Annotated in this window: 18 protein-coding genes and 1 pseudogene; 16 read left to right on the top strand and 3 right to left on the bottom strand. The window is 66.6% G+C overall.

Going from position 1 to position 20,607, the window contains the following annotated elements; all coding sequences use genetic code 11:
• Positions 1-7 precede the first annotated feature (7 nt).
• Positions 8-640, bottom strand: coding sequence for a LysE family translocator (locus BHK69_RS22205; RefSeq protein ID WP_069691991.1), 633 nt, complete (start codon positions 638-640; stop codon positions 8-10).
• A gap of 187 nt (positions 641-827) precedes the next feature.
• Here BHK69_RS22205 and BHK69_RS22200 point away from each other — a divergent pair, with 187 nt between their 5' ends.
• Complete coding sequence (locus BHK69_RS22200) at positions 828-1,442, top strand: cold-shock protein (protein WP_069691990.1); 615 nt, start codon at positions 828-830, stop codon at positions 1,440-1,442.
• 182 nt (positions 1,443-1,624) lie between these two features.
• Here BHK69_RS22200 and BHK69_RS22195 read toward each other — a convergent pair whose 3' ends face one another.
• Positions 1,625-1,981, bottom strand: a complete 357-nt coding sequence (locus BHK69_RS22195) for a HesB/IscA family protein (RefSeq protein ID WP_069691989.1) — start codon at positions 1,979-1,981, stop codon at positions 1,625-1,627.
• A 98-nt stretch (positions 1,982-2,079) separates the two neighbouring features.
• Here BHK69_RS22195 and BHK69_RS22190 point away from each other — a divergent pair, with 98 nt between their 5' ends.
• The 15 genes and pseudogenes from BHK69_RS22190 to BHK69_RS22120 all read left to right on the top strand — a co-directional run bounded on the left by BHK69_RS22190 (position 2,080) and on the right by BHK69_RS22120 (position 19,239).
• Positions 2,080-3,309 carry a deoxyguanosinetriphosphate triphosphohydrolase gene (locus tag BHK69_RS22190; protein ID WP_069691988.1) on the top strand — a complete coding sequence of 410 codons (1,230 nt, stop codon included), beginning with the start codon at positions 2,080-2,082 and terminating at the stop codon, positions 3,307-3,309.
• 48 nt (positions 3,310-3,357) lie between these two features.
• Positions 3,358-5,124, top strand: a complete 1,767-nt coding sequence (argS, locus tag BHK69_RS22185; RefSeq protein ID WP_069693886.1) for an arginine--tRNA ligase — start codon at positions 3,358-3,360, stop codon at positions 5,122-5,124.
• Between the two features lie 96 nt (positions 5,125-5,220).
• The gene (locus BHK69_RS22180; RefSeq protein ID WP_069691987.1) at positions 5,221-6,888 is read left to right on the top strand and encodes an SPOR domain-containing protein; all 1,668 of its coding nucleotides are present in this window, start codon (positions 5,221-5,223) and stop codon (positions 6,886-6,888) included.
• A 294-nt stretch (positions 6,889-7,182) separates the two neighbouring features.
• Positions 7,183-8,280, top strand: coding sequence for a TRAP transporter substrate-binding protein (locus BHK69_RS22175; RefSeq protein WP_069691986.1), 1,098 nt, complete (start codon positions 7,183-7,185; stop codon positions 8,278-8,280).
• A gap of 210 nt (positions 8,281-8,490) precedes the next feature.
• Complete coding sequence (gene nagZ, locus BHK69_RS22170) at positions 8,491-9,501, top strand: beta-N-acetylhexosaminidase (protein ID WP_069691985.1); 1,011 nt, start codon at positions 8,491-8,493, stop codon at positions 9,499-9,501.
• Between the two features lie 194 nt (positions 9,502-9,695).
• On the top strand, positions 9,696-10,508 hold the full coding sequence (locus BHK69_RS22165) for a segregation and condensation protein A (protein ID WP_069693885.1): 813 nt from the start codon (positions 9,696-9,698) through the stop codon (positions 10,506-10,508).
• Between the two features lie 7 nt (positions 10,509-10,515).
• Positions 10,516-11,223 carry an SMC-Scp complex subunit ScpB gene (gene scpB / locus BHK69_RS22160; RefSeq protein WP_069691984.1) on the top strand — a complete coding sequence of 236 codons (708 nt, stop codon included), beginning with the start codon at positions 10,516-10,518 and terminating at the stop codon, positions 11,221-11,223.
• Between the two features lie 243 nt (positions 11,224-11,466).
• Positions 11,467-12,606 (top strand): ABC transporter ATP-binding protein, encoded by a 1,140-nt coding sequence (locus BHK69_RS22155; protein WP_244548281.1) that lies wholly within the window; start codon positions 11,467-11,469, stop codon positions 12,604-12,606.
• 65 nt (positions 12,607-12,671) lie between these two features.
• Entirely contained in the window at positions 12,672-12,917 is a 246-nt protein-coding gene (locus tag BHK69_RS22150) for a twin-arginine translocase TatA/TatE family subunit (protein WP_069691983.1), read from the top strand.
• A gap of 48 nt (positions 12,918-12,965) precedes the next feature.
• Positions 12,966-13,490, top strand: coding sequence for a Sec-independent protein translocase protein TatB (gene tatB / locus BHK69_RS22145; RefSeq protein WP_069691982.1), 525 nt, complete (start codon positions 12,966-12,968; stop codon positions 13,488-13,490).
• Positions 13,487-14,302 (top strand): twin-arginine translocase subunit TatC, encoded by an 816-nt coding sequence (tatC, locus tag BHK69_RS22140; RefSeq protein WP_069691981.1) that lies wholly within the window; start codon positions 13,487-13,489, stop codon positions 14,300-14,302. The genes tatB and tatC overlap by 4 nt, the downstream gene beginning before the upstream one ends.
• Positions 14,303-14,498: 196 nt before the next feature.
• Positions 14,499-15,800, top strand: coding sequence for a serine--tRNA ligase (gene serS, locus BHK69_RS22135; RefSeq protein WP_069691980.1), 1,302 nt, complete (start codon positions 14,499-14,501; stop codon positions 15,798-15,800).
• A gap of 222 nt (positions 15,801-16,022) precedes the next feature.
• A pseudogene (gene surE, locus BHK69_RS22130) lies at positions 16,023-16,783 on the top strand (5'/3'-nucleotidase SurE).
• Positions 16,784-16,980: 197 nt separating this feature from the next.
• Positions 16,981-17,667 (top strand): protein-L-isoaspartate O-methyltransferase family protein, encoded by a 687-nt coding sequence (locus BHK69_RS22125; RefSeq protein WP_244548280.1) that lies wholly within the window; start codon positions 16,981-16,983, stop codon positions 17,665-17,667.
• Positions 17,668-17,835: 168 nt separating this feature from the next.
• A complete protein-coding gene (locus tag BHK69_RS22120; RefSeq protein WP_244548279.1) occupies positions 17,836-19,239 on the top strand; it encodes a peptidoglycan DD-metalloendopeptidase family protein in 1,404 nt (467 codons plus the stop codon).
• 312 nt (positions 19,240-19,551) lie between these two features.
• Here the strand turns inward: BHK69_RS22120 and BHK69_RS22115 are convergent, their stop codons facing one another.
• Positions 19,552-20,430 (bottom strand): ATP-binding protein, encoded by an 879-nt coding sequence (locus BHK69_RS22115; RefSeq protein WP_069691979.1) that lies wholly within the window; start codon positions 20,428-20,430, stop codon positions 19,552-19,554.
• Positions 20,431-20,607: the final 177 nt, after the last annotated feature.

Here is a 20,607-nt window from a genome sequence, read left to right as displayed (position 1 = left end):
CAGGGTCTCACTCGCGGGCCGAGACCGCCAGCCTGATCGCCAGCGCGCCGAAGACCGCGCCCATCAGCTTCTGCGGCAGGCGCGCGAGATGCGGGCGGCTGGCGATGGCGTGGCCGAGCCGGCTTGCGGTCAAAATCACGATGCCATTCGTGATCAGCCCCATCAGGTTGAGGATCGTCGCCAGCACCATGACCTGAAGCGCGACCGAGCCGGCTTCCGGCTTTAGGAACTGCGGCAGCAGGGCGAGCATGAACAGCGCCATTTTGGGATTGAGCAGGTTGGTCAGCAGGCCCTGCATGAAGATGCGACGCATCGAGACGGGGCTTGCCGTGGCGTCTGGCGCGAAGAGCGGGGTTTTCGAACGCAGCGTCGTCCAGGCGAGCCAGGCGAGATAGGCCGCGCCGATCCAGCGCAGGATGTCGTAGGCGGTAGGAACCAGGATGAAGAGCTGCGACAGCCCGAATGCGGCGGCGAAGGCCTGCAGATAGCTGCCCGCCGCGATGCCGGTATAAGTCAGGAAACCGGCGACGCGGCCCTGGCTCAGGCTGCGCGAAGCGATCAGCAGCATGTCGGGACCCGGCGTCGCGGTCAGCACCGCGCAAGCTGCCGTAAAGAGAACCAGGGTCTGCAGGTCTTGCATCGGTCTCTCCGGAATCAAATGGCGGCGCGCGTGATCATGACGACTGAGCTTTGGGCGGCCAAGCTGCTTACAATTGAATATTTCCCTCTCGTTGATGTGGATGAAGCTCTGCGGGCTGTATCGCGCCTTGGCAGCAATGGTATCGTGACACCACGAATCAAGCCAATCGCGTGGGGGTGAGCGGCACATGTCCGACGAGTACGGTGAGAGCGGGCGACCACCAGTAGGACCGATCCAGTCGCTCAATCGCGTGATGCGGCTCGACGGGCCCGATGGGCTGTCTCATGAGGCTGGTGTCGAGCTCGCCGGCTATGTCAAATGGTTCGACGTCAGCAAGGGCTATGGCTTCGTCGTCCCGGAGGATGGCGGCGCCGACGTGCTCGTCCACGTCACCATCCTGAAGCGCGACGGCTTCAACGCCATTGCCGAGGGCGCGCGCATCGTGCTCGAGGCGATCGAGAAGACACGCGGCCGGCAGGCGGTGCGGGTTCTGTCGATCGACACCAGCGCCGGGCGTCATCCCGCCGAATTGCCGATGGCGCGCACCAATGTCTCGGTCACGCCGACCAGCGGCCTCGAGCGCATGGTGGTGAAGTGGTTCAACCGCCTGCGCGGCTTCGGCTTCGTCTCGGCGGGCGAGGGCGCGCCGGATATCTTCGTCCATATGGAAACATTGCGGCGCTATGGCTTGGTGGAGCTGATCCCGGGTCAGGCCGTGCTGGTGCGCTATGGCCCCGGGCCGAAGGGCCTGATGGCCGCCGAGATCCGGCTGGAGCAGGGCGGCGCGATCAGTTCGCATTGATGCCGCGCTGCCACTTGTCCGGTCAAGTAATCCGCGCCGTCATGCTCGCCCTTGTGGCGAGCATCCACGTCTTGAACATTGCCCTCGACGAAGGAAGACGTGGATGGCCGGGATGATCCTCGGGACAAGCCCGAGGACCACCATGACGAGGAAGGCCGCTCCCGACGTTCAGAGCGTTGGATTCAGACCGCGAACGACGTCCCGCAGCCGCAGGAGCTGGTCGCGTTCGGGTTGGTGATGCGGAACGACTGACCCACCAGATCGTCGACGAAATCGATCGTGCAGCCTTCGAGCAGATCGAGCGAGGTCTCGTCGATCAGCACGGTTGCGCCGTCGCGCTCGATCACGAGGTCGCCCGGCGCTTTTTCCCGGTCGACGTCGAAGATGTACTGGAAGCCGGAACAGCCACCGCCGGCGACGCTGACGCGCAGCATCGAGCCGGGCGGCTCCTTTTCCATCACGGAGAGAATGCGGCTCGCGGCCTTGCCGGTGACGGCGACGGCGACGCCGCGCGGATTGACCTCGATATCGGTCGACATGGCGAGCTCCTTGGGCAGATGCTGCTTGCACCCGGGTTGCCCACAAAGGTAATTGCCGACACGCGCCTCTACAAGCAGGGGGCGATGACGGATCCGCCATGCCGCATCAACAGAGCTTTGAACCGGAACCCGGCGACCGCTGGCGGGCGATTTATGCCTGCCGATCGAGCCTGAGTCGCGGTCGTCTGGTCGATGAGCCGAGCTCGCCGACGCGCAGCCAGTTCCAGCGCGACCGCGACCGCATCATCCATTCCACGGCCTTCCGGCGCTTGAAGCACAAGACGCAAGTCTTTGTTTCGCATGAGGGAGACCATTACCGCACGCGACTGACGCATACGATCGAGGTGGCGCAGATCGCGCGTGCGCTTGCCCGGGCGCTGGGGCTCGATGAGGATCTCGCCGAGGCGCTCGCGCTGGCGCATGACCTCGGCCACACGCCCTTCGGCCATACCGGCGAGGATGCGCTCGACGCGTGCATGAAAGACTTCGGCGGCTTCGACCACAATGCCCAGACGCTGCGAATCGTGACGCGATTGGAGCATCGCTATGCCGGCTTCGACGGGCTGAACCTGAGCTGGGAGACGCTGGAGGGGCTGGTCAAGCATAACGGCCCATTGCTCGGCGGCGATGGCAAGCCGACCGCGCGCTATGCGGATACCGGCATTCCCGCCGCGATCCTCGAATACCAGGCGCAGCAGGATCTCTGGCTCGACAGCTATGCCTCGGCGGAGGCGCAGGCTGCCGCGCTCGCCGACGATATCGCCTATAACGCGCATGATCTCGATGACGGCCTGCGCGCGGGGCTGTTCGAGCTTACGGACCTGCGCAAGCTGCCGTTCCTGGCGGAATTGCTCGACGAGATCGACCGGCTGCATCCCGGCCTCGCCAAGCCGCGCGCCACCAACGAGCTCGTCCGGCGCGTCATCACCCACTTCGTCGAGGATGTGATCGGGGAGTCGCAGGCCCGGATCGCGGCGCTGCAGCCGCGGGACGCCGATGCGGTTCGCCGGACGGGCGCGCCCGTCATCGCCTTCTCCGGGGCGATCACGGCGGCCGACAGCGAGATCAAGGCCTTCCTCTATCCCAATATGTATCGCCATCCGCGCATCGCCGAGATCCGGCGCAGGGCGGCCGACGTGGTGCGTGACCTGTTTTCGCGCTTCCTGGCCGAGCCCAGCGCCATGCCGGCGGAGTGGGGCGAGGGCTGCGAGGCGCTCGATCCGCAGCGTCAGGCGCGGCGGATTTCAGACTATATCGCCGGCATGACCGACTGGTACGCGCTCGACGAACACCGCCGCCTGTTTGACGCCACCCCCTCGCTGCGATAGGGCCGGGCGCTTCCCTGCAAGCACGAACCACCGCCAAGAATGACCGCGATGAACCTGTTCGAGACCTATTCCGCCCGCGTCAACGCCGCGCTGGCGCGCTTGTCCGAGCGTGGTGCGCTTTCCGCCGGGCTCAATCTCGGCCGGGTCGTGGTCGAGCCGACCAGGGATGCAGCCCATGGCGACCTCGCGACCAATGCCGCGATGGTGCTGGCCAAGGAGGCGGGCACCAATCCGCGCGCGCTGGCACAGCTGATCTGCGAGGAGCTCGCCAGCGATGCGACGATCGTCAAGACCGAGATCGCGGGGCCGGGCTTCATCAATCTGACGCTGCAGCCGGAGATCTTCACCGCGATTCTGAAGAGCGCGGTCGAGGCCGGACTTGACTACGGCCGGGGCGCATTCAAGCCCGAGCCGAAGATCAATGTCGAATATGTCTCGGCCAATCCGACAGGGCCGATGCATGTCGGCCATGGCCGCGGCGCGGTCTTCGGCGATTCGCTCGCCAATGTGCTGGCTTTCGCCGGTCACAACGTGGCGCGGGAATATTACATCAACGATGCCGGCGCGCAGGTCGATGTGCTCGCGCGCTCCGCCTTCCTGCGTTATCGCGAGGCGTTGGGCGAGACGATCGGCGAGATCCCCGAGGGCTTGTATCCCGGCGACTATCTCGTCTCCGTCGGGCAGACGCTGGCCAAGGCGCATGGCGACGCCTTGCTGGCGAAGCCCGAATCCGAGTGGCTGCCGCTCGTCCGTGCGGTCGCGATCGACGGCATGATGGCGATGATCCGCGACGATCTCGCGGCGCTCGGCGTCGTCCACGACGTCTTCTTCTCCGAGCGCTCGCTGCAGAAAGTCGACGGCAATCTCGACGCAGTGGCCGAGACGATCGCGGATCTGCGCGCCCGCGACCTGATCTATGAGGGCCGCCTGCCGCCGCCCAAGGGCCAGAAGGACGAGGATTGGGAGGATCGCGAGCAGACGCTGTTCCGCGCCACCCAGTTCGGCGACGATGTCGACCGGCCGATTTTGAAGTCGGATGGCAGCTACACCTATTTCGCCAACGACATCGCCTATCACCGCTCCAAGTTCACGCGCGGCTTCACCGAGATGATCGACGTCTGGGGCGCCGACCATGGCGGCTACGTCAAGCGCATGCAGGCGGCCGTGAAGGCGGTGACCGGCGGGGCAGGGGCGCTCGACGTCAAGCTCTGCCAGCTCGTCCGGCTGCTGCGCAATGGCGAGCAGGTGCGCATGTCGAAGCGTTCGGGCGATTTCGTCACGCTGCGTGAGGTGATCGACGAGGTCGGCCGCGACGCGGTGCGCTTCATGATGATCTTCCGCAAGAACGACGCGACGCTCGACTTCGATCTCGCCAAGGTCGTCGAGCAGTCGAAGGACAACCCCGTCTTCTATGTCCAGTACGCGCATGCGCGCTGTGCTTCGATCTTCCGGCAGGCGCGCGAGGCCTTTCCCGATCTCGATCTGTCGCCTGCCAAGATGGCTCAAGCGGATCTCGCTATGCTCACCGACGAGGCCGAGATCGGCATCGTCAAGATGATCGCGGCCTATCCCAGGATGATCGAGGGTGCAGCCCTGGCGCATGAGCCGCATCGGGTGGCCTTTTTCGTGCATGAGCTGGCGAGCGCATTCCACTCGCTTTGGAACAAGGGCAAAGACTCGCCGCAATTACGGTTCGTTAATCAAACTGATCGAAAGTCGACGGAAGCGAGATTGGCGTTCGTGCATGCGGTGCGCAGCGTTCTTGCTTCCGGTCTGGCAGTCGCAGGTGTAGCGGCGCCGGAAGAGATGCGCTGACGGAACCTTCCGGCAGCGCGCACAAGGTCAATTTGACCGCGCGTGAGGTTCGGCGTTCCAATCGTCGCCTCGGCCCGCGCTGGAATGGATCATGCCATGAGTGAGCCAGCTAGAAACCGTTTCGCCCTCGACCTCGAAGATCTCGAGCGTCAGCTTCGCGGTGCGGCCCAGGCGCCCAAGCCCGGCCAAGCCACGGATCCGCTCGCGGAACTGACGCGCATCGTTGGGCAGGACGATCCGCTGAAGGATATCTTCGCCCATCGCGGCCAGCCGGCGCCAGTGCCGCAGCCGGTACAGTCCTGGCAACAGCCAGCGCAGTCCTGGCAGCCGCCGCGGCAGGAGCCCTCCTTCGTGCCCGCTCCGGTTCCGCCGGCGCCCGAGAGCTCTGCTCCTCCCGCCGAGCTGCGCGGAGCGCTCGACGAGTTCGAGGCGCTGCTGCGGCGCACCGACGTCGCTCGACCGGCGACGCCCTCGGTGCCTGCGCCCGTCGCCGACGAGCATTATGACGAGCCCGTGGAGCATGGCTTCCACCTGCCGGAGCCGCAGAGCTATCAGCGACCCGCTTCGGTGCAAGGCGTGGCTGATGCGCCGCGTGACCTCGATCAGGAGGCCGGCGGCTATTCCTATGCCTATGAGCAGTCCGGCGGCTACAGCCAGCCAGCCATGTCCGAGCCGGCTGAGCGGCCGATGATGGCGGAGGACGATGCGCCCGATCTCGAGCCGCGCCGTTCGCGCAAGGGCTTGTGGCTGCTGGCCTCCGTCGCCGTCATCGGCATCGTTGGCGTCGCCGGCGCGTCGTTCTTCCGTTCGTCCGGCCCGGTCAGCAAGGACGGATCGCCGTTGGTGATCAACGCCGATCGCGGCCCGACCAAGGTCGAGCCGACCAATCCCGGCGGCGCCGAGATTCCCAACCAGAACAAGCAGATCTACGAAAAGGTCGGACAGGCTCCCTCGACCCAGACCCAGGTGGTCACTCGCGAGGAGCAGCCGGTCGATGTCCAGCAGGCGGCGCGGTCCTTGCCGGCGCGTGTCGTCCTGCCCGGCCCGGGTTCGTCCGTGGTCACCGGCGGCACCGACACCTCCGGCACGACCAACCCGCTGGCGAACGCTCCCGCCGTGCCAGAGCGCAGCGCGACGCCAGCCGAGCCCGCTTTGACGTCGGGGCCTGCCGTTCCGGGTCTGGGCGAGCCGCGCCGCGTGCGCACCGTCGCGATCCGGCCCGACGGCACACCCGCGCCGCCTCCCGGCGCGAACGGCAACGGCAACATCAACGCCGTATCACCGTCGGTCACGGGCTCGGCTCCCGCCAAGCTCACCGCGCCTGCCGCGAGCAATTCGAGCGCGACGGCGGCCAACAGCCAGCCACGCCCGCGCCCGGCCACAACGCCCGAGGCCGCGAAAGTGCAGGAACGCGTCGCGACGCCGGCACCCGCGACCACGCCGCCGCTGCGCGTCGCCAGCGCCGCACCGGCTACGCCGAATGCCGCTCCGGCCACCGCCGCGATCCGCGCCGGCACCGGCGATTTCGCGGTGCAGCTCGGCGCGCCCGGCAGCGAGGCGGAGGCGCGCGCCACCTTCTCGGCGCTGCAGCGCAAGTACCCGGATCAGCTGGGCAGCCAGGCGCCGATCGTGCGCAAGACCGAACTCGCCGGCGGCAAGACCGTCTACCGCCTGCGCGTCGGCCCCTATTCGCGCGACGACGCCACGGCCATGTGCACGCAGCTGCAGACGGCCGGCGGCCAGTGCTTCATCGCCAAGAACTAGACGAGCAAGAACTGAGCGAACAAGAACTGAGCGGGCTTCAGCCGTCACATAACGCCTGACCTATAACAACGCCGCCGGCAGCGCCCAATCGCTGCCGGCGGCTTTTCCGTTCGGCCTGCGGCGCATGACGCTCCCGCATGGTTGGGGTTCAAGCGCGGGCTCAGTGCGGGTAGCGTCGCCGCCGAGCTTGCGCATGTCTTGGCTAGAGCGAGGCTTGGCTAGAGCGAGTCTTGGTCAGGCGAGGGCAGGGCGCGAGACCAGAATCCCACGCGACACAAGAAACCGAGGAAACCCATGGATCGCCGTACATTCGTCAAGGCCGCAGGCACGGGCGCCGCAGTCGGTGGCACAGCCATCGCCGCTCCCGCCATCGCCCAGTCGCAGCCCAAGGTCAGCTGGCGCCTAACCTCGAGCTATCCCAAGAGCCTGGACACGCTCTATGGCCTCAGCACGCAGGTCGCCAAGCGCGTCGGCGAGCTCACCGACAACCAGTTCCAGATCCAGGTGTTTGCGCCCGGCGAGATCGTGCCCGGCCTGCAGGCGCTCGACGCCGTCCAGAACGGCACGGTCGAGTGCAGCCATACGCTGTCGAGCTTTTATATCGGCAAGGACCCGGCCTTCGCTTTCGAGACCTCGCTGCCCTTCGGCTTCAATACGCGCCAGCAGAACGCCTGGCTCTATCAGGGCGGCGGGCTCGAGCTGTGCCGCGCCTTCATGAAGGGCTATAACTGCTACACGATCCCCTCCGGCAACACCGGCGCCCAGATGGGCGGCTGGTTCCGCAAGGAGATCAAGACGCTCGAAGACTTGAAGGGGCTGAAATTCCGCATCGCGGGCCTCGGCGGGCGCATCATGGCGCGGCTCGGCGTCGTGCCGCAGCAGATCGCCGGCGGCGACATCTATCCGGCTCTGGAGCGCGGCACGCTCGACGCCGTCGAGTTTTCCGGTCCGCTCGACGACGAAAAGCTCGGTTTCCAGCGCGTCGCGAAATATTACTACTATCCGGGATTCTGGGAGGGCTGCGCCAATGTCAGCTTCATCGCCAATCTCGACAAGTGGAACGATCTGCCGCCGGCCTACAAGGCCGCGCTCGAAGCCGCCTGCTCGGAGGCCAACGCCTTGTGCGTGGCCAAATACGACCACGGCAATCCCGATGCCCTGTTGCGGCTGGCCGCCGCCGGCGCCGAATTGCGCCCCTTCCCGCAGGAGGTGATGCAGGCGGCGTTCAAGGAGGCCTTCGCGCTTTATGGCGAGCTCGCCGCGGGCAACCCGGCCTTCAAGACGTTCTATGATTCGTTCCTGCCCTATTGGAAGAAGGAGCAGCTCTGGTTCCGCGTCGCCGAGCTGCCTTTCGACGCCTTCAACGCCCAGATGTCGGCGCAGATGCGCTGAGGCGCGAGGGTTCTTCCGTCCTCCGCCGTCATCCTGGGCGACCGAAGGTCGTCCCGGGATCCATCGTAGAGCTCCGGAGCCCTCCGATGGATCCCGGAGCTGCGCCGCGGAGTTTATCCTTGGGCCGATCGAAAGTCGGACCCGAGGGCGGCTTGTCCAGGATGACGGCGGAGGGTTGACCGCCGGCCTGCCCCTTTCTAGGCCTCACATATGACCTCACGCGCCTTCATCGCCGGCTGCCTCGGCACGAGCCTGACCCAGGACGAGCGCGCCTTCTTCAAGGAGGCGCGGCCCTGGGGTTTCATCCTGTTCAAGCGCAACACGCAAAGCCCTGAGCAGGTCGCGGCCCTGACGGCGCAGATGCGCGAGACCGTCGGCTGGCACGCGCCGATCCTGATCGATCAGGAGGGCGGGCGGGTCCAGCGCATGGGGCCGCCGCATTGGCCGGCCTACCCGCCGGCGCGGGCGTTCCTGGGTATCAATGATCCCGTGCAACAGCGTGAAATCGTGCGGCTTTCGGCGCGGTTGATGGCGCACGACCTGAAATCCGTCGGCATCGATGTCGATTGCCTGCCGGTACTCGACGTGCCCGTCGCCGGCAGCCACGACGTCATCGGCAACCGCGCCTATGCGCATGAGCCCGACATGATCGCGCGGCTCGGCCGGGCGGCGGCCGAGGGGCTGATTGCGGGCGGTGTGCTGCCGGTGATCAAGCACATGCCTGGCCATGGCCGCGCCAAGGCTGACAGCCATCACGACCTGCCGGTGGTCGAGGCCTCGCTGGCGGAATTGCGGGCGAGCGATTTCCGCCCGTTCCGGCATCTCGCCGACATGCCGATGGCGATGACGGCCCATGTCGTCTTCACTGCGCTGGACCCGAAGCATCCGGCGACGGTGTCGAAGACGATCGTCCGCGAGATCATGCGCGGCGAACTCGGCTTCGACGGCTTGATCATGACCGACGATATCTCGATGAAGGCGCTCGCGGGCGGCTTCGCGCAGAAGGCCAGGGCAGCGATCCGCGCCGGCGTCGATGTCGTGCTGCATTGCCACGGCATCATGGAGGAGATGGTGGCGATCGCCGGCGCTGTGCCGGAGATGACAGGTGCGCGCGGCCGCCGTGCCGCCATGGCGCTCGCCCGCATCCGGCACGAGCCCGAGCCTCTGGATGTGGACGAAGCGAGGGCGCAGCTTGCAAGCGCGCTTGCCTTGAGCGCCTGAACAGCCGAACCTGCGGCCTTCGTGGGGTTTGGGGCCTGTCCGGCACCGCAGCCCTTATCCTGAGGAGCGGACGGAAGTCCGCCTCTCGAAGGATGCTCCAGAGCGCGCTGAAGCATCCTTCGAGACGCCGCTTCGCGGCTCCTCAGGATGAGGGCTGCGAGCGGGCAGGCGCGATCAAGAAGGGGCGGCCGGCCATGGCGGCGCAACTGCCATTCGAGGATGACGGCCCGCGCCGTGAGGACGAGCCCGCGCTCCTCGTCGATGTCGACGGCTATGAAGGTCCGCTCGACCTGCTGCTCGATCTGGCGCGGCGCCAGAAGGTCGATCTGCACCGCATCTCGATCCTGGCCCTGGCCGAGCAATATCTCGTCTTCGTCGAGCAGGCGCGGGCGCTCAGGCTCGAACTGGCGGCCGACTATCTCGTGATGGCGGCCTGGCTGGCCTATCTCAAATCACGCCTGCTCTTGCCTGAACCGCCCAAGGGCGAAGAGCCGAGCGCGGCCGACCTTGCCACCGCGCTCGCCTTGCGCCTGCGCCGGCTGGAGGCGATCCGCGAAGCGTCGCGCCGGCTCGCCTCGCGCGAATTGCTGGGGCAGGATGTTTTTGCGCGCGGCGCGCCCGAGCCGATCGTGGCGGGCGCGCGCCCGATCTGGGAGGCCGAGCTCTATGATCTGCTCTCGGCCTATGCGCAGCAGCGCCAGAGGCGCGTTCAGGGGCATATCTCCGTCGGCCACCGCATCGTCTGGTCGCTGGTCGAGGCGCGCGAGGCCTTGCAGCGTCTCGTCGGCGAGGCGGGCGATTGGACCGCGATAGACCCCTATCTTGCGCGCTACATGAGCTCGCATGGCCTGCCGGTGCGCGAGATGGCAGCGACCGTCAGGGCCTCGGCGTTGTCGGCGATGCTGGAGATGGTGAAGGAGGGGGCGCTCGATCTGCGTCAGGACGAAGCCTTCGCGCCGCTCTATCTGCGCCGCCGCTCGGCGCGGCCGCCGGCCTTGCCATTGTGAGCGGGCGATGACAGTGGCAATGACCGAGCGTTTCGACGAGGAGGACGATGGCGGCGAGGCCGAGGTTCTGGCCCTGGCGACGCGCATCGTCGAGGCGCTGCTCTTCGCCTCGGCCATGCCGTTGAGCGCCGAGGAACTGGCGCGCTCGGTGCCGGCCGGCGTCGATGTGGCGCAGGTGCTGGAGCATCTGATCGAGCTTTATGCGCCGCGCGGGGTGAATCTGCGCCTGGTCGCCGGCGGGTATGCCTTCCGCACCGCGCCCGATCTCGGCTATCTCCTGGCGGCCGAGGCGGAGCCGCCGCGCAAATTGTCGCGGGCGGCGCTCGAGGTGCTCTCGATCATCGCCTATCACCAGCCGGTGACGCGGGCCGAGATCGAGGAGATTCGCGGCGTCGCCACCGCCAAGGGCACGCTCGACATCCTGCTGGAGGCAGGCTGGGTGCGCCTGCGCGGCCGCCGGCGCTCGCCCGGCCGGCCGGTGACCTATGGCACGACGCCAGGTTTCCTTGACCATTTCGGTCTCGACCGCATCGACGACCTGCCCGGCCTCGACGAGCTCAAGGGCTCGGGCTTCATCGAGGGGCGGCTGACCAAGGACCTCTCCGTGCCAATTCCCGACGATGATCCGGATCTGCGCGCCGACGAGGATCCGCTCGGCGACCTGTTCACGCCGCTTGACGACGGCGAAGGGCCGCCGCACAGGGCGGATGAGTAAACTGCAGGCGATCACCACACCCGCCCGTCATCCCGGACGCAGCCCTCGGGTCCGATCTTCGATCGGCCCAAGGATAAACGCCGCTTCGACCCGGAATCCGAAGCGCGTCATGGTCGGGCTTGACCCGACCATCTCGTAAACCAGAGCACTCTGGTCATGAGATTCTCGGGGCAAGCCCGAGAATGACGCTCTACGATGGATCCCGGATCGGCGCGGCTTCGCCGCTTGTCCGGGATGACGGGCGTGGTTCCGAATGAACTGGAACGGATTTTGGCGTCGAATGAGACCAAGGCGCGCTGGCTGAGCTGGGGCAGGCGGGGGACGGCCGGCGCCGCGATCCCGATGGCGCTGGGATTCGATCAGGTGACGCAGCGCTTCGGCGATGTGACGGCCTTGAGCGAGGTCAGCCTGTCCATCGAGCCCGGCGAGGTCGTGGCCCTGCTTGGCCAGTCGGGCTGCGGCAAGACGACGCTGCTCAGGCTGGCGGCCGGCGTCGAGCGGCCGAGTTCCGGGCGCGTGCTGCTGGAGGGCAGCGATGTGTCCTCGCCGCAAAGCTTCGTCGAGCCGGAGCAGCGCGGCGTCGGGCTGGTCTTCCAGGACTATGCGCTGTTCCCGCATCTGAGCGTGCGCGAGAATGTCCGCTTCGGCCTGCGCGGCTATGACGAGACATCCGCCGAGGCCACCGCGTTGCGCGCCATCGCCCGCGTCGGTCTCGCCGATCTCAGCGAGGCTTATCCACATATGTTGTCGGGCGGCGAGCAGCAGCGCGTCGCGCTGGCCCGCGCCATAGCGCCGCGCCCCGGCGTGCTCTTGATGGACGAACCCTTCTCCAATCTTGACCGGCGCCTGCGCGATGTGGTGCGCGACGAGACGGCGGCGCTGCTCAAGGAAACCGGCGCGACCTCGATCATCGTGACGCATGATCCCGAGGATGCGATGCGCATCGCCGACCGCATCGTGCTGATGCGCGCAGGCAGGATCGTTCAGGTCGGCACGGGCGAACAGCTCTACCGTCAGCCCAACAGCCTCTTTGCCGCCCGATTCTTCTGCGATTTTACCGAGATAGAAGGCCGTGTCCTGCGCGGAGCGGTGGATACGCCGGTGGGGCGGTTTCCGGCGGGCGATCTCGGCGAAGGCGCGCAGGCCGTGGTCTGCATTCGGCCGCAAGCGATCCGATTGACGCCGAAGGGGTTCTGCCTGCCTGGCCGTGTCGTGACGCGGCGCTTCCTCGGCGAGGTCGATCACGTCCTGCTCGCGGTCTCGGGCTTCGACCGGCCGCTGCTCGCGCGGGTCTCGCTCACCGGGAGCGTTCGCGAGGGCGACGATGTCGGCATCGATATTCCGACGGATGAAGTTCTTGTGTTCCCTGCAGGGGACACATAGGTTCCGCCACAAGAAGTTAGCCGAGGCTCAACGCCCGGCCGCACTGTAATTCGGAGGAGTTCGCCATGGGTGGCGTCAGTATCTGGCACTGGATCGTCGTCGGCGTCATCGTGATGCTGCTGTTCGGGCGCGGCAAGGTTTCCGAGCTGATGGGCGACGTTGCCAAGGGCATCAAATCCTTCAAGAAGGGCATGGCCGACGATGACGAGCCGGCCACGCCGCCGCCGAGTGCTACTCCGGCGGATCCCCGGGTCATCGACCAGGCGACCACGAGCAATCCCGCTGCGGCCAAGGCCGAGCACAAGGCCTGATGGCGCGCCGCTTGCCTCAAGGCGAGCGGTTGAGAGGACGAGCCATCGATGTTCGACATCGCCTGGAGCGAATTGATGCTGATCGGGGCGGTTGCGCTCGTCGTGATCGGCCCCAAGGATCTGCCCAAAGCTATGCGCACTGTCGGCCAGGTGGTCGGCAAGGTGCGCCGCATGGCCAGCGAGTTCCAGGGCCAGTTCAATGACGCGATGCGCGAGGCTGAACTCCACGACCTGAAGAAGCAGGTCGAGGATGTCGGCGGCTCGGTGTCTTCAGCCATGAACTCCGACTACAAACCGATCGATATGCCTAACGAACCCGCCTCGACGGGCCTCGACGACGCGCAGCTCAAGGAGGCCGAGGCCAAGCTCGCGGCCCTGCCAGCGCCTGAGCCCTTGCCCGAGGTCGTGATCGCGCCCGCACCGATCGCGGACGCTGCAACTGAAGAGAAGCCGAAGCGCAAGCGTGCGCCCAAGGCGGAGCCTGCGGCGGTGGTGGAAATGGTCGAACCTGCCAAGGCCCCGCGCAAGAGCAAGGCCAAAGTCAGCGAACCCGAAGACGGGAGCGCAGCATGAGCGTCGTCAATGCGAAGGACGGCGAGGACGAGATCGAGGCCTCGCGCGCGCCGCTGATCGACCATCTGATCGAGCTCAGGGCGCGGCTGATCAAGTCGATGATCGCCTTCCTGCTGATGTTCTTCATCTGCTTTGCCGTCTCGACACAGATCTACAACATCCTGGTGCAGCCCTATGTCTGGGCAGCCGGGAGCACCGCGAACGCGCAGCTCATCTATACTGGCCCGCTCGAACTGCTCTTCACCCATATCAAGGTGGCGGCGTTCGGGGCCGGCTTCTTCGCCTTTCCGGTGATCGCGACGCAGGTCTACAAATTCGTCGCGCCGGGCCTCTATAAGAATGAGAAGGCGGCGTTCGCGCCCTATCTCGTGGCGACGCCGGTGTTCTTCACGCTGGGTGCCGCGCTGGTCTTCTTCTTCGCCATGCCGGTGCTGATGAGGTTCTCGCTCGGCATGCAACAGGCCGCGACCGAGACCCAGGCCGGCATCGCGCTCCTGCCCAAGGTCAGCGAATATCTCTCGCTGATCATGACGTTGATCTTCGCCTTCGGCGTCGCCTTCCAGCTGCCGGTGGTGCTGACGCTGCTCGGACAGGCGGGGATCATCGATTCGCAGTTCCTGAAGGACAAGCGCCGCTACGCCATCGTCTTCGTCTTCGTCATCGCCGCGGTGCTGACGCCGCCGGACGTGATCTCGCAGCTGATGCTCGCCGTGCCGATGCTGCTGCTCTACGAGCTCTCGATATTCTCGGTGCGCTATGTCGAGAACAAGCGGGCTGCCAAGAAGGCGGCGGAGGACGCTGCCGCGGAGTGATCCTCTGCTGTCTCGCTTGCCGAGGCCTTTCGTTTCCCCTCACCGTCATCCGGGATCTGCGCCGCTTCGCGGCTTGTCCAGGATGACGGTGAGGTTCCACGGCAAGCTCTGTGTGATCGAAGTGGTTCCATCGCTCGCCATCCCGGTCTAGAGCATCTCTCGCTGCATTCCGCAGCGGCGGCATGGCCTGACGACGATGTACGATATCAAATGGATTCGCGAGAACGCCGAGGCGTTCGATACCGGCTTGAAGAGGCGGGGGCTCGAGCCGCTGTCGTCGTCGCTGCTCGCCCTTGACGACACTCGCCGCTCGGCCATCGCCAAGGCGCAAAGCGCGCAGGAACGCCGCAACGCCCTCTCCAAGGAGATCGGCAAGGCGATGGGCGCCAAGGATGTCGCGCTTGCCGACAGCCTGAAGGCCGAGGTCGCCAGCTTGAAGGAATTGCAGCCGGCGCTGGAAGCGCAGGAGAAGGCGGCGGTCGAAGTGCTGAACGAGCAGCTCGCCGCGATCCCGAACCTGCCCCATGACGACGTGCCCGAGGGCGCCGACGAGCATGGCAATGTCGTGAAATCGGTGCATGGCGAGGCGCCGGAGAAGACCGGTGGCCGGCTCTTCGGCTTCAACCAGCTCAAGGAACATTACGAGCTCGGCGAAGCGCTCGGCCAGATGGATTTCGAGACGGCGGCGAAGCTGTCGGGCTCGCGTTTCGTCGTGCTGAGTCAGCGGCTTGCTCGGCTCAACCGGGCGATCGGGCAGTTCATGCTCGACACGCATACGGAGGAGCATGGCTATACCGAGGTCAACCCACCGCTGATGGTGCGGGACGATGCGATGTTCGGTACGGCGCAATTGCCGAAGTTTCGCGAAGATCAGTTCAGGGCGGGCGAGGATCACTGGCTCATCCCCACAGCCGAAGTTCCGCTCACCAACCTCGTGCGTGAATCGATCCTCTCCGAGGAAGAGCTGCCGCGCCGCTATACTGCGCTGACGCCCTGTTTCCGGTCTGAGGCCGGCTCTGCGGGGCGCGATACGCGCGGCATGCTGCGCCAGCACCAGTTCGAGAAGGTCGAACTGGTCTCGATCACCGCGCCTGAAAAATCGCGCGAGGAGCATGAGCGCATGCTGGCTTGCGCCGAGGCCGTGCTGAAGAAGCTCGATCTGCATTATCGCGTGATGACGTTGTGCACCGGCGATATGGGCTTTGCCTCGCAGAAGACCTACGACATCGAGGTCTGGCTGCCGGGACAGAAGACCTATCGCGAGATCTCGTCCTGCTCGGTCTGCGGCGATTTCCAGGCGCGGCGGATGAACGCGCGCTACCGTGCGGGCGAGGGCGGCAGCCCCCGCTTCGTCCACACGCTGAACGGCTCGGGCACGGCGGTCGGCCGGGCGCTGATCGCGGTGATGGAGAACTACCAGAACGCCGACGGTTCGATCACGGTGCCCGACGCGCTGGTGCCCTATATGCGCGGCGTGACGCGGATCGAGAAGGCGTAAGTGCACCTCGTTTGGGAAACAAGGCGCGGGGAACCCTCTCCCGTAGGGAGAGGGCAGGGTGAGGGGTCGGCCCCTCGACCAGCAACCCGCGAGATAGCCGCCGTTGGCTCGCAGCCACAGCGTCAAGCGGCCGACACCTCACCCCTGCCCCTCTCCTTACAGGAGAGGGGTTCCCCGCGCTTCCCGCGCCTTTTGCTTCCCCATTCGCTGAAAGCCTGACCCATGCGCATTCTCGTCACCAATGATGACGGCATCCATGCCGAGGGGCTGGCCGTGCTGGAGGCGATCGCCGCCCAGCTCTCCGATGATGTCTGGGTCGTCGCGCCCGAGACCGACCAGTCGGGCGTGGCGCATTCGCTGTCGCTCAGCAATCCGCTGCGCCTGCGCCAGATCGACAAGCGCCGCTACGCGGTCGCCGGCACGCCGACGGATTGCGTCATCATGGCCGCACGCTCGATCATGATCGACCAGCGGCCCGATCTCGTGCTGTCGGGCGTCAATCGCGGCCAGAACGTCGCCGAGGACGTCACCTATTCCGGCACGATCGCAGCCGCGATGGAGGGCACGCTGCTCGGCATTCCCTCGATCGCCGTCAGCCAGGCCTATGGGCCGGCCGGCCGCGACCAGATCCATTGGGACTGCGCCAAGCACCATGCGCCCGGCATCATCCGGCGCTTGCTGGACGAGGGCATTCCCAGGGATGTGCTGTTCAACCTCAACTTCCCCAATGTCCCCCGAGCGAGGTCGCCGGCGTCGCGGTCACGGTGCAGGGCCGGCGCGACCAGGAATTGATGAAGCTGGAGCCGCGCCAGGACGGGCGCGGCAATCCGTATTTCTGGATCGCCTTCCAGCGCAGCAAATCCGAGCCCGCCAACGGCACCGATCTGCGCGCGCTGTTCGAGAAGAAGATCTCGGTGACGCCGCTTGAACTCGACCTGACGCATGAGCCGACGCTGACGCGTTTCGCGCAGGTGTTCGCTTGAGCGGGAATTTTGCTCAGGAAACACGGCGTCATCCTGGGCGGCCGAAGGCCGTCCCGGGATCCATCGTAGAACTCCGGAGCCCTCCGATGGATCACGGCGCTCCGCGGAGCCTGTCCTTGGGCCGGCCGACGGCCGGACCCGAGGGCTCCGGCCAGGATGACGTCGCGGTTGGAATGACCGCCAGCGCGGACTGAATCATGACCAGCGGCGAGGGCGCAGGGATGACCGAGGAGGCGGCCGCCAGCGAGGGCGAGCGCACCGTCGCCTTCCTTTTGTCGCTGCGGGCGCAGGGCGTGCGCGATCTTGTCGTGCTGCGCGCCATGGAGAGGGTGCCGCGCGAGCGTTTCGCGCCGTCGCGCTTTGCCGATCTGGCGCGCCAGGACGTTTCAGTGCCGCTGCCTTGCGGACAGACCATGACGGCGCCGCACACGGTCGCCGCGCTCCTGACCGCGCTCGAGATGCAGCCTTCGGCGCGCGTGCTCGAGGTCGGCACCGGCTCGGGCTATGTCTCGGCGCTGCTGGCTGCAATGGGCGGCGAGGTCGTCTCGCTGGAGCGCTACCGCACGCTGGCGCTGGCCGCGCATGAGCGCCTCACCGGCAATGGCTACGGCCAGGCGGTCGATCTGCGCCATGCCGACGGATTTCAGCCGGACCGGACGCTGGGCTGCTTCGACCGCATCCTGGTCAATGGCGTCGCGCAGGCCGTGCCCGAGGCGCTGTTGATGCGGCTTTCGCCGGGCGGGCGGCTTGTCGGCGCCTTGCGCGTCGAGGGCGTCGCGCGCCGGGTCGTGGTGACGAAGGCGGCCGATGGCAGCTTCGACCATGCCATGGGGCCGGTGGTGCGCCTGCCCCCGCTCGCGCCGGGCCTGGCGCGGGCGCTCTGATTTTTGACTCCAGCGTGTTTTCTTCACGCGGAGCGGTACCTCCTTCGCCGGAAATCGCTTGAGAGCCGCACAGAAAATGAAGCGGGCGGGAGAGGGCGAAACGCTTTCGTAACCTGAACAGGGCTTTAATGCTCCCCATCGAGTTGCGTTGTTCGCGAGTACCAGTCCATGCGTAGCCAGGTCGCCAAGCGTATTCTAGTCGGATCGGTCCAGCCCAGCGTCGTCCTTCGCGTGTCGACGGTCTGTCTGCTTGCTCTGGGCGTCAGCGCCTGCTCCTCGGAGACGATGCGCTTCTCCGACGCGCCGTTCTCCAGCCCCTTCAAAAGCGCCCAGGCGGCACCGCCCATGCGCGATCCTGCGACCACGGGCTCGATCGGCCGCGTCGCCAGCACGCCGCTGAACCCGCCATCCGCGCCAGCCATGGCGTCGGTCCGCTCGCAGCCGCTGCCGCCGCCGCAATCGGCCGTGGCGCTGCGCAATACGGCTCCGCTTGCCGCCGGCGGTACCGCTTCGGGCTGGTCCGCGCAGGGCGGCACGCCGGTCGTCGTCGCCCAGGGCGAGACGCTCGACATGATCTCCTCGCGTTATGGCGTGCCGCGTGCCGCGCTGATCTCCGCGAATGGGCTTTCGAGCCCCAATATCGCGCCGGGCTCGCGCCTGACCATTCCCGTCTATAATGCCAATGCAGGCTCAGTCCCGGCCGCGCGGCAGCAATTCGCCCAGAGCGCGCAGGTTCAAAGCGACGCCCGGCCGGAGCCTGCCCGCAACCTCGCGCCGCCGACAGCTCCTGCGGCCCGCATCGCGGCTCCCGCCATGCCGGCCAGCGCGACGGCCAGGGCCAAGGCTGTCGCCGAAGCCAAGGCAAGCGCTGCCGCCGAGTCCAAGGCGACTGAGGCCGCTCAGGCCAAGACCAAAGCCGCAACTGACGCGCAGGCGATGCGCGAATCGCGCGCCAAATTTGCTGCTGAAGCCAAGGCGAAGGCCGAGGCGCGCAAGACGACCGCAGCAGTGGCTCCTGTCGCGCCTGTGGCCAAGCCGATCGTCGCCGAGGTGAAGAAGCCTGCGCCTGAGAAGGTGAAGCCGGTGGTGGTCGCCAGCGCGCCTGCCGTTGAGCCCAAGGTTACGGCCGTGCCGAAGGCCGCGCCGGAGCCTGTCGTTACCGCGAGCCTGCCCAAGCCGGCCGCCGAGGAGAGTGCCTCCGACAAGGCCGATTTCCGCTGGCCGGCGCGTGGCCGTGTCATCAGCGGCTATAGCGGCAAGGGCGGCAATGAGGGCATCAACATCGCCGTGCCGGAAGGCACGCCGGTGAAGGCGGCTGAAGGCGGCACCGTCGCCTATGCCGGCAGCGAGCTGAAGGGCTACGGCAATCTGGTGCTGATCCGCCACCCCAACGGCTATGTCTCGGCCTATGCCCATAACGGCGATCTCAAGGTCAAGCGCGGCGATACGGTCAAGCGCGGCCAGGTCGTCGCCAACTCCGGCCAGTCCGGCAACGTCTCCTCGCCGCAGCTGCATTTCGAGCTGCGCAAGGGCTCCGCGCCGGTCGATCCGACGCCTTACCTGACCAACTGAACGATCCCGGAATTCGATCGGTACCCGCGAGACCCCACCGATCGGAACAAGGCGGGGCGGTCCCAGGAAAGGCCGCCCCGCTATTGCTTTGTCTATTCTCTTTTCCCTTCTCCCCTTGGGGGAGAAGGTGTCGAACGCAGTGAGACGGATGAGGGAAGGGTCGCCTAAGCGGCCCTTTCATATTTCAGATTGAGGCTCTTCCCTCATCCGACCCGGCTCCTTTTCCCGCCCCATCTCGGGCTTGCCCGAGATGGGCAACCCCAAGTGTCAAAGTCGGCAACAGCCGACTTTGATGGGGGAGCAGGAAAACGGCTACTCCTCCAGCCGCTTCCCCAGTCGCCCGGCCAGATCCTGGATGTATTGCCAGGCGGTGCGGCCGGAGCGGGAGCCGCGTGTCGTCGCCCATTCCAGCGCCTCGCGACGCAGATCCTCGGGCGCGACCTGCAGGCCGAAATGGCCGACATAGCCGTCGATCATCGCCAGATATTCGTCCTGGCTGCATTTGTGGAAGCCGAGCCAGAGGCCGAATCGGTCCGACAGCGAGACCTTCTCCTCGATCGCCTCGCCGGGGTTGATCGCGGTCGAGCGCTCATTGTCCATCATGTCGCGGGGCATCAGATGCCGGCGATTCGAGGTGGCGTAGAACACGACGTTCTCGGGTCGCCCCTCGACGCCGCCGTCGAGCGCCGCCTTCAGCGATTTGTACGAGGTGTCGTCGCCGTCGAAGGAGAGATCGTCGCAGAACACGATGGCGCGGTGCGGATCCGCGCGGAGCAGGGCCATCAGCACGGGCAGGCTCTCGATGTCCTCGCGATGGATCTCGATCAGCTTCAGCGGCAGCGCCTTGTCCTTGAGCCGCGTGTTGGTGTCGGCATGGACCGATTTGACCAGGGAGGACTTGCCCATGCCGCGCGCCCCCCAGAGCAGGACGTTGTTGGCGGGCAGGCCGCGCGCGAAGCGCTCGGTGTTCTCGGCCAAGGTGTCGCGGACGCGGTCGACGCCGCGCAGCAGCGAGAGCGCCACCCGGTTGACCCTGGCGACGGGGGCAAGGTCCGCCCCGGCCGGATGCCAGACGAAAGCGTCGGCCGCTGTCAGATCAGCCGGTTTGCGGGCAGGGGGAGCGATGCGCTCCAGGGCGGAGGCGATGCGCAGGAGCGTCGCAAGCGTCTGGTCGGTAGCGGTGTCGGTCATCTGGAAAGCGCCTTGAAACAGGTGAGCCGCAGCAGCCGTACCCGGCGGTACGGTTCAACAATCCGGTAAACTGCACCTCGATGCAAAGCGCAAGGCCATTGCGCGAATGATGGCAAGCCCATAGGTGGTGGACGCGGCTGGGTGACCGGCCGCTCTCAGATTGATTTACCGGCGTCC

Source organism: Bosea vaviloviae (assembly GCF_001741865.1).
Classification (GTDB): Bacteria; Pseudomonadota; Alphaproteobacteria; order Rhizobiales; family Beijerinckiaceae; genus Allobosea; species Allobosea vaviloviae.
This window is presented reverse-complemented; position numbering and strand designations above follow the sequence as displayed.

What these genes read in the sequence shown, in the direction of transcription:
- BHK69_RS22205 (WP_069691991.1), bottom strand. Translation starts at nt 640, where the DNA reads ATGCAAGACCTGCAGACCCTGGTTCTCTTTACGGCAGCTTGCGCGGTG.
- BHK69_RS22200 (WP_069691990.1), top strand. Translation starts at nt 828, where the DNA reads ATGTCCGACGAGTACGGTGAGAGCGGGCGACCACCAGTAGGACCGATC.
- BHK69_RS22195 (WP_069691989.1), bottom strand. Translation starts at nt 1,981, where the DNA reads ATGTCGACCGATATCGAGGTCAATCCGCGCGGCGTCGCCGTCGCCGTC.
- BHK69_RS22190 (WP_069691988.1), top strand. Translation starts at nt 2,080, where the DNA reads ATGCCGCATCAACAGAGCTTTGAACCGGAACCCGGCGACCGCTGGCGG.
- argS (WP_069693886.1), top strand. Translation starts at nt 3,358, where the DNA reads ATGAACCTGTTCGAGACCTATTCCGCCCGCGTCAACGCCGCGCTGGCG.
- BHK69_RS22180 (WP_069691987.1), top strand. Translation starts at nt 5,221, where the DNA reads ATGAGTGAGCCAGCTAGAAACCGTTTCGCCCTCGACCTCGAAGATCTC.
- BHK69_RS22175 (WP_069691986.1), top strand. Translation starts at nt 7,183, where the DNA reads ATGGATCGCCGTACATTCGTCAAGGCCGCAGGCACGGGCGCCGCAGTC.
- nagZ (WP_069691985.1), top strand. Translation starts at nt 8,491, where the DNA reads ATGACCTCACGCGCCTTCATCGCCGGCTGCCTCGGCACGAGCCTGACC.
- BHK69_RS22165 (WP_069693885.1), top strand. Translation starts at nt 9,696, where the DNA reads ATGGCGGCGCAACTGCCATTCGAGGATGACGGCCCGCGCCGTGAGGAC.
- scpB (WP_069691984.1), top strand. Translation starts at nt 10,516, where the DNA reads ATGACAGTGGCAATGACCGAGCGTTTCGACGAGGAGGACGATGGCGGC.
- BHK69_RS22150 (WP_069691983.1), top strand. Translation starts at nt 12,672, where the DNA reads ATGGGTGGCGTCAGTATCTGGCACTGGATCGTCGTCGGCGTCATCGTG.
- tatB (WP_069691982.1), top strand. Translation starts at nt 12,966, where the DNA reads ATGTTCGACATCGCCTGGAGCGAATTGATGCTGATCGGGGCGGTTGCG.
- tatC (WP_069691981.1), top strand. Translation starts at nt 13,487, where the DNA reads ATGAGCGTCGTCAATGCGAAGGACGGCGAGGACGAGATCGAGGCCTCG.
- serS (WP_069691980.1), top strand. Translation starts at nt 14,499, where the DNA reads ATGTACGATATCAAATGGATTCGCGAGAACGCCGAGGCGTTCGATACC.
- BHK69_RS22125 (WP_244548280.1), top strand. Translation starts at nt 16,981, where the DNA reads ATGACCAGCGGCGAGGGCGCAGGGATGACCGAGGAGGCGGCCGCCAGC.
- BHK69_RS22120 (WP_244548279.1), top strand. Translation starts at nt 17,836, where the DNA reads ATGCGTAGCCAGGTCGCCAAGCGTATTCTAGTCGGATCGGTCCAGCCC.
- BHK69_RS22115 (WP_069691979.1), bottom strand. Translation starts at nt 20,430, where the DNA reads ATGACCGACACCGCTACCGACCAGACGCTTGCGACGCTCCTGCGCATC.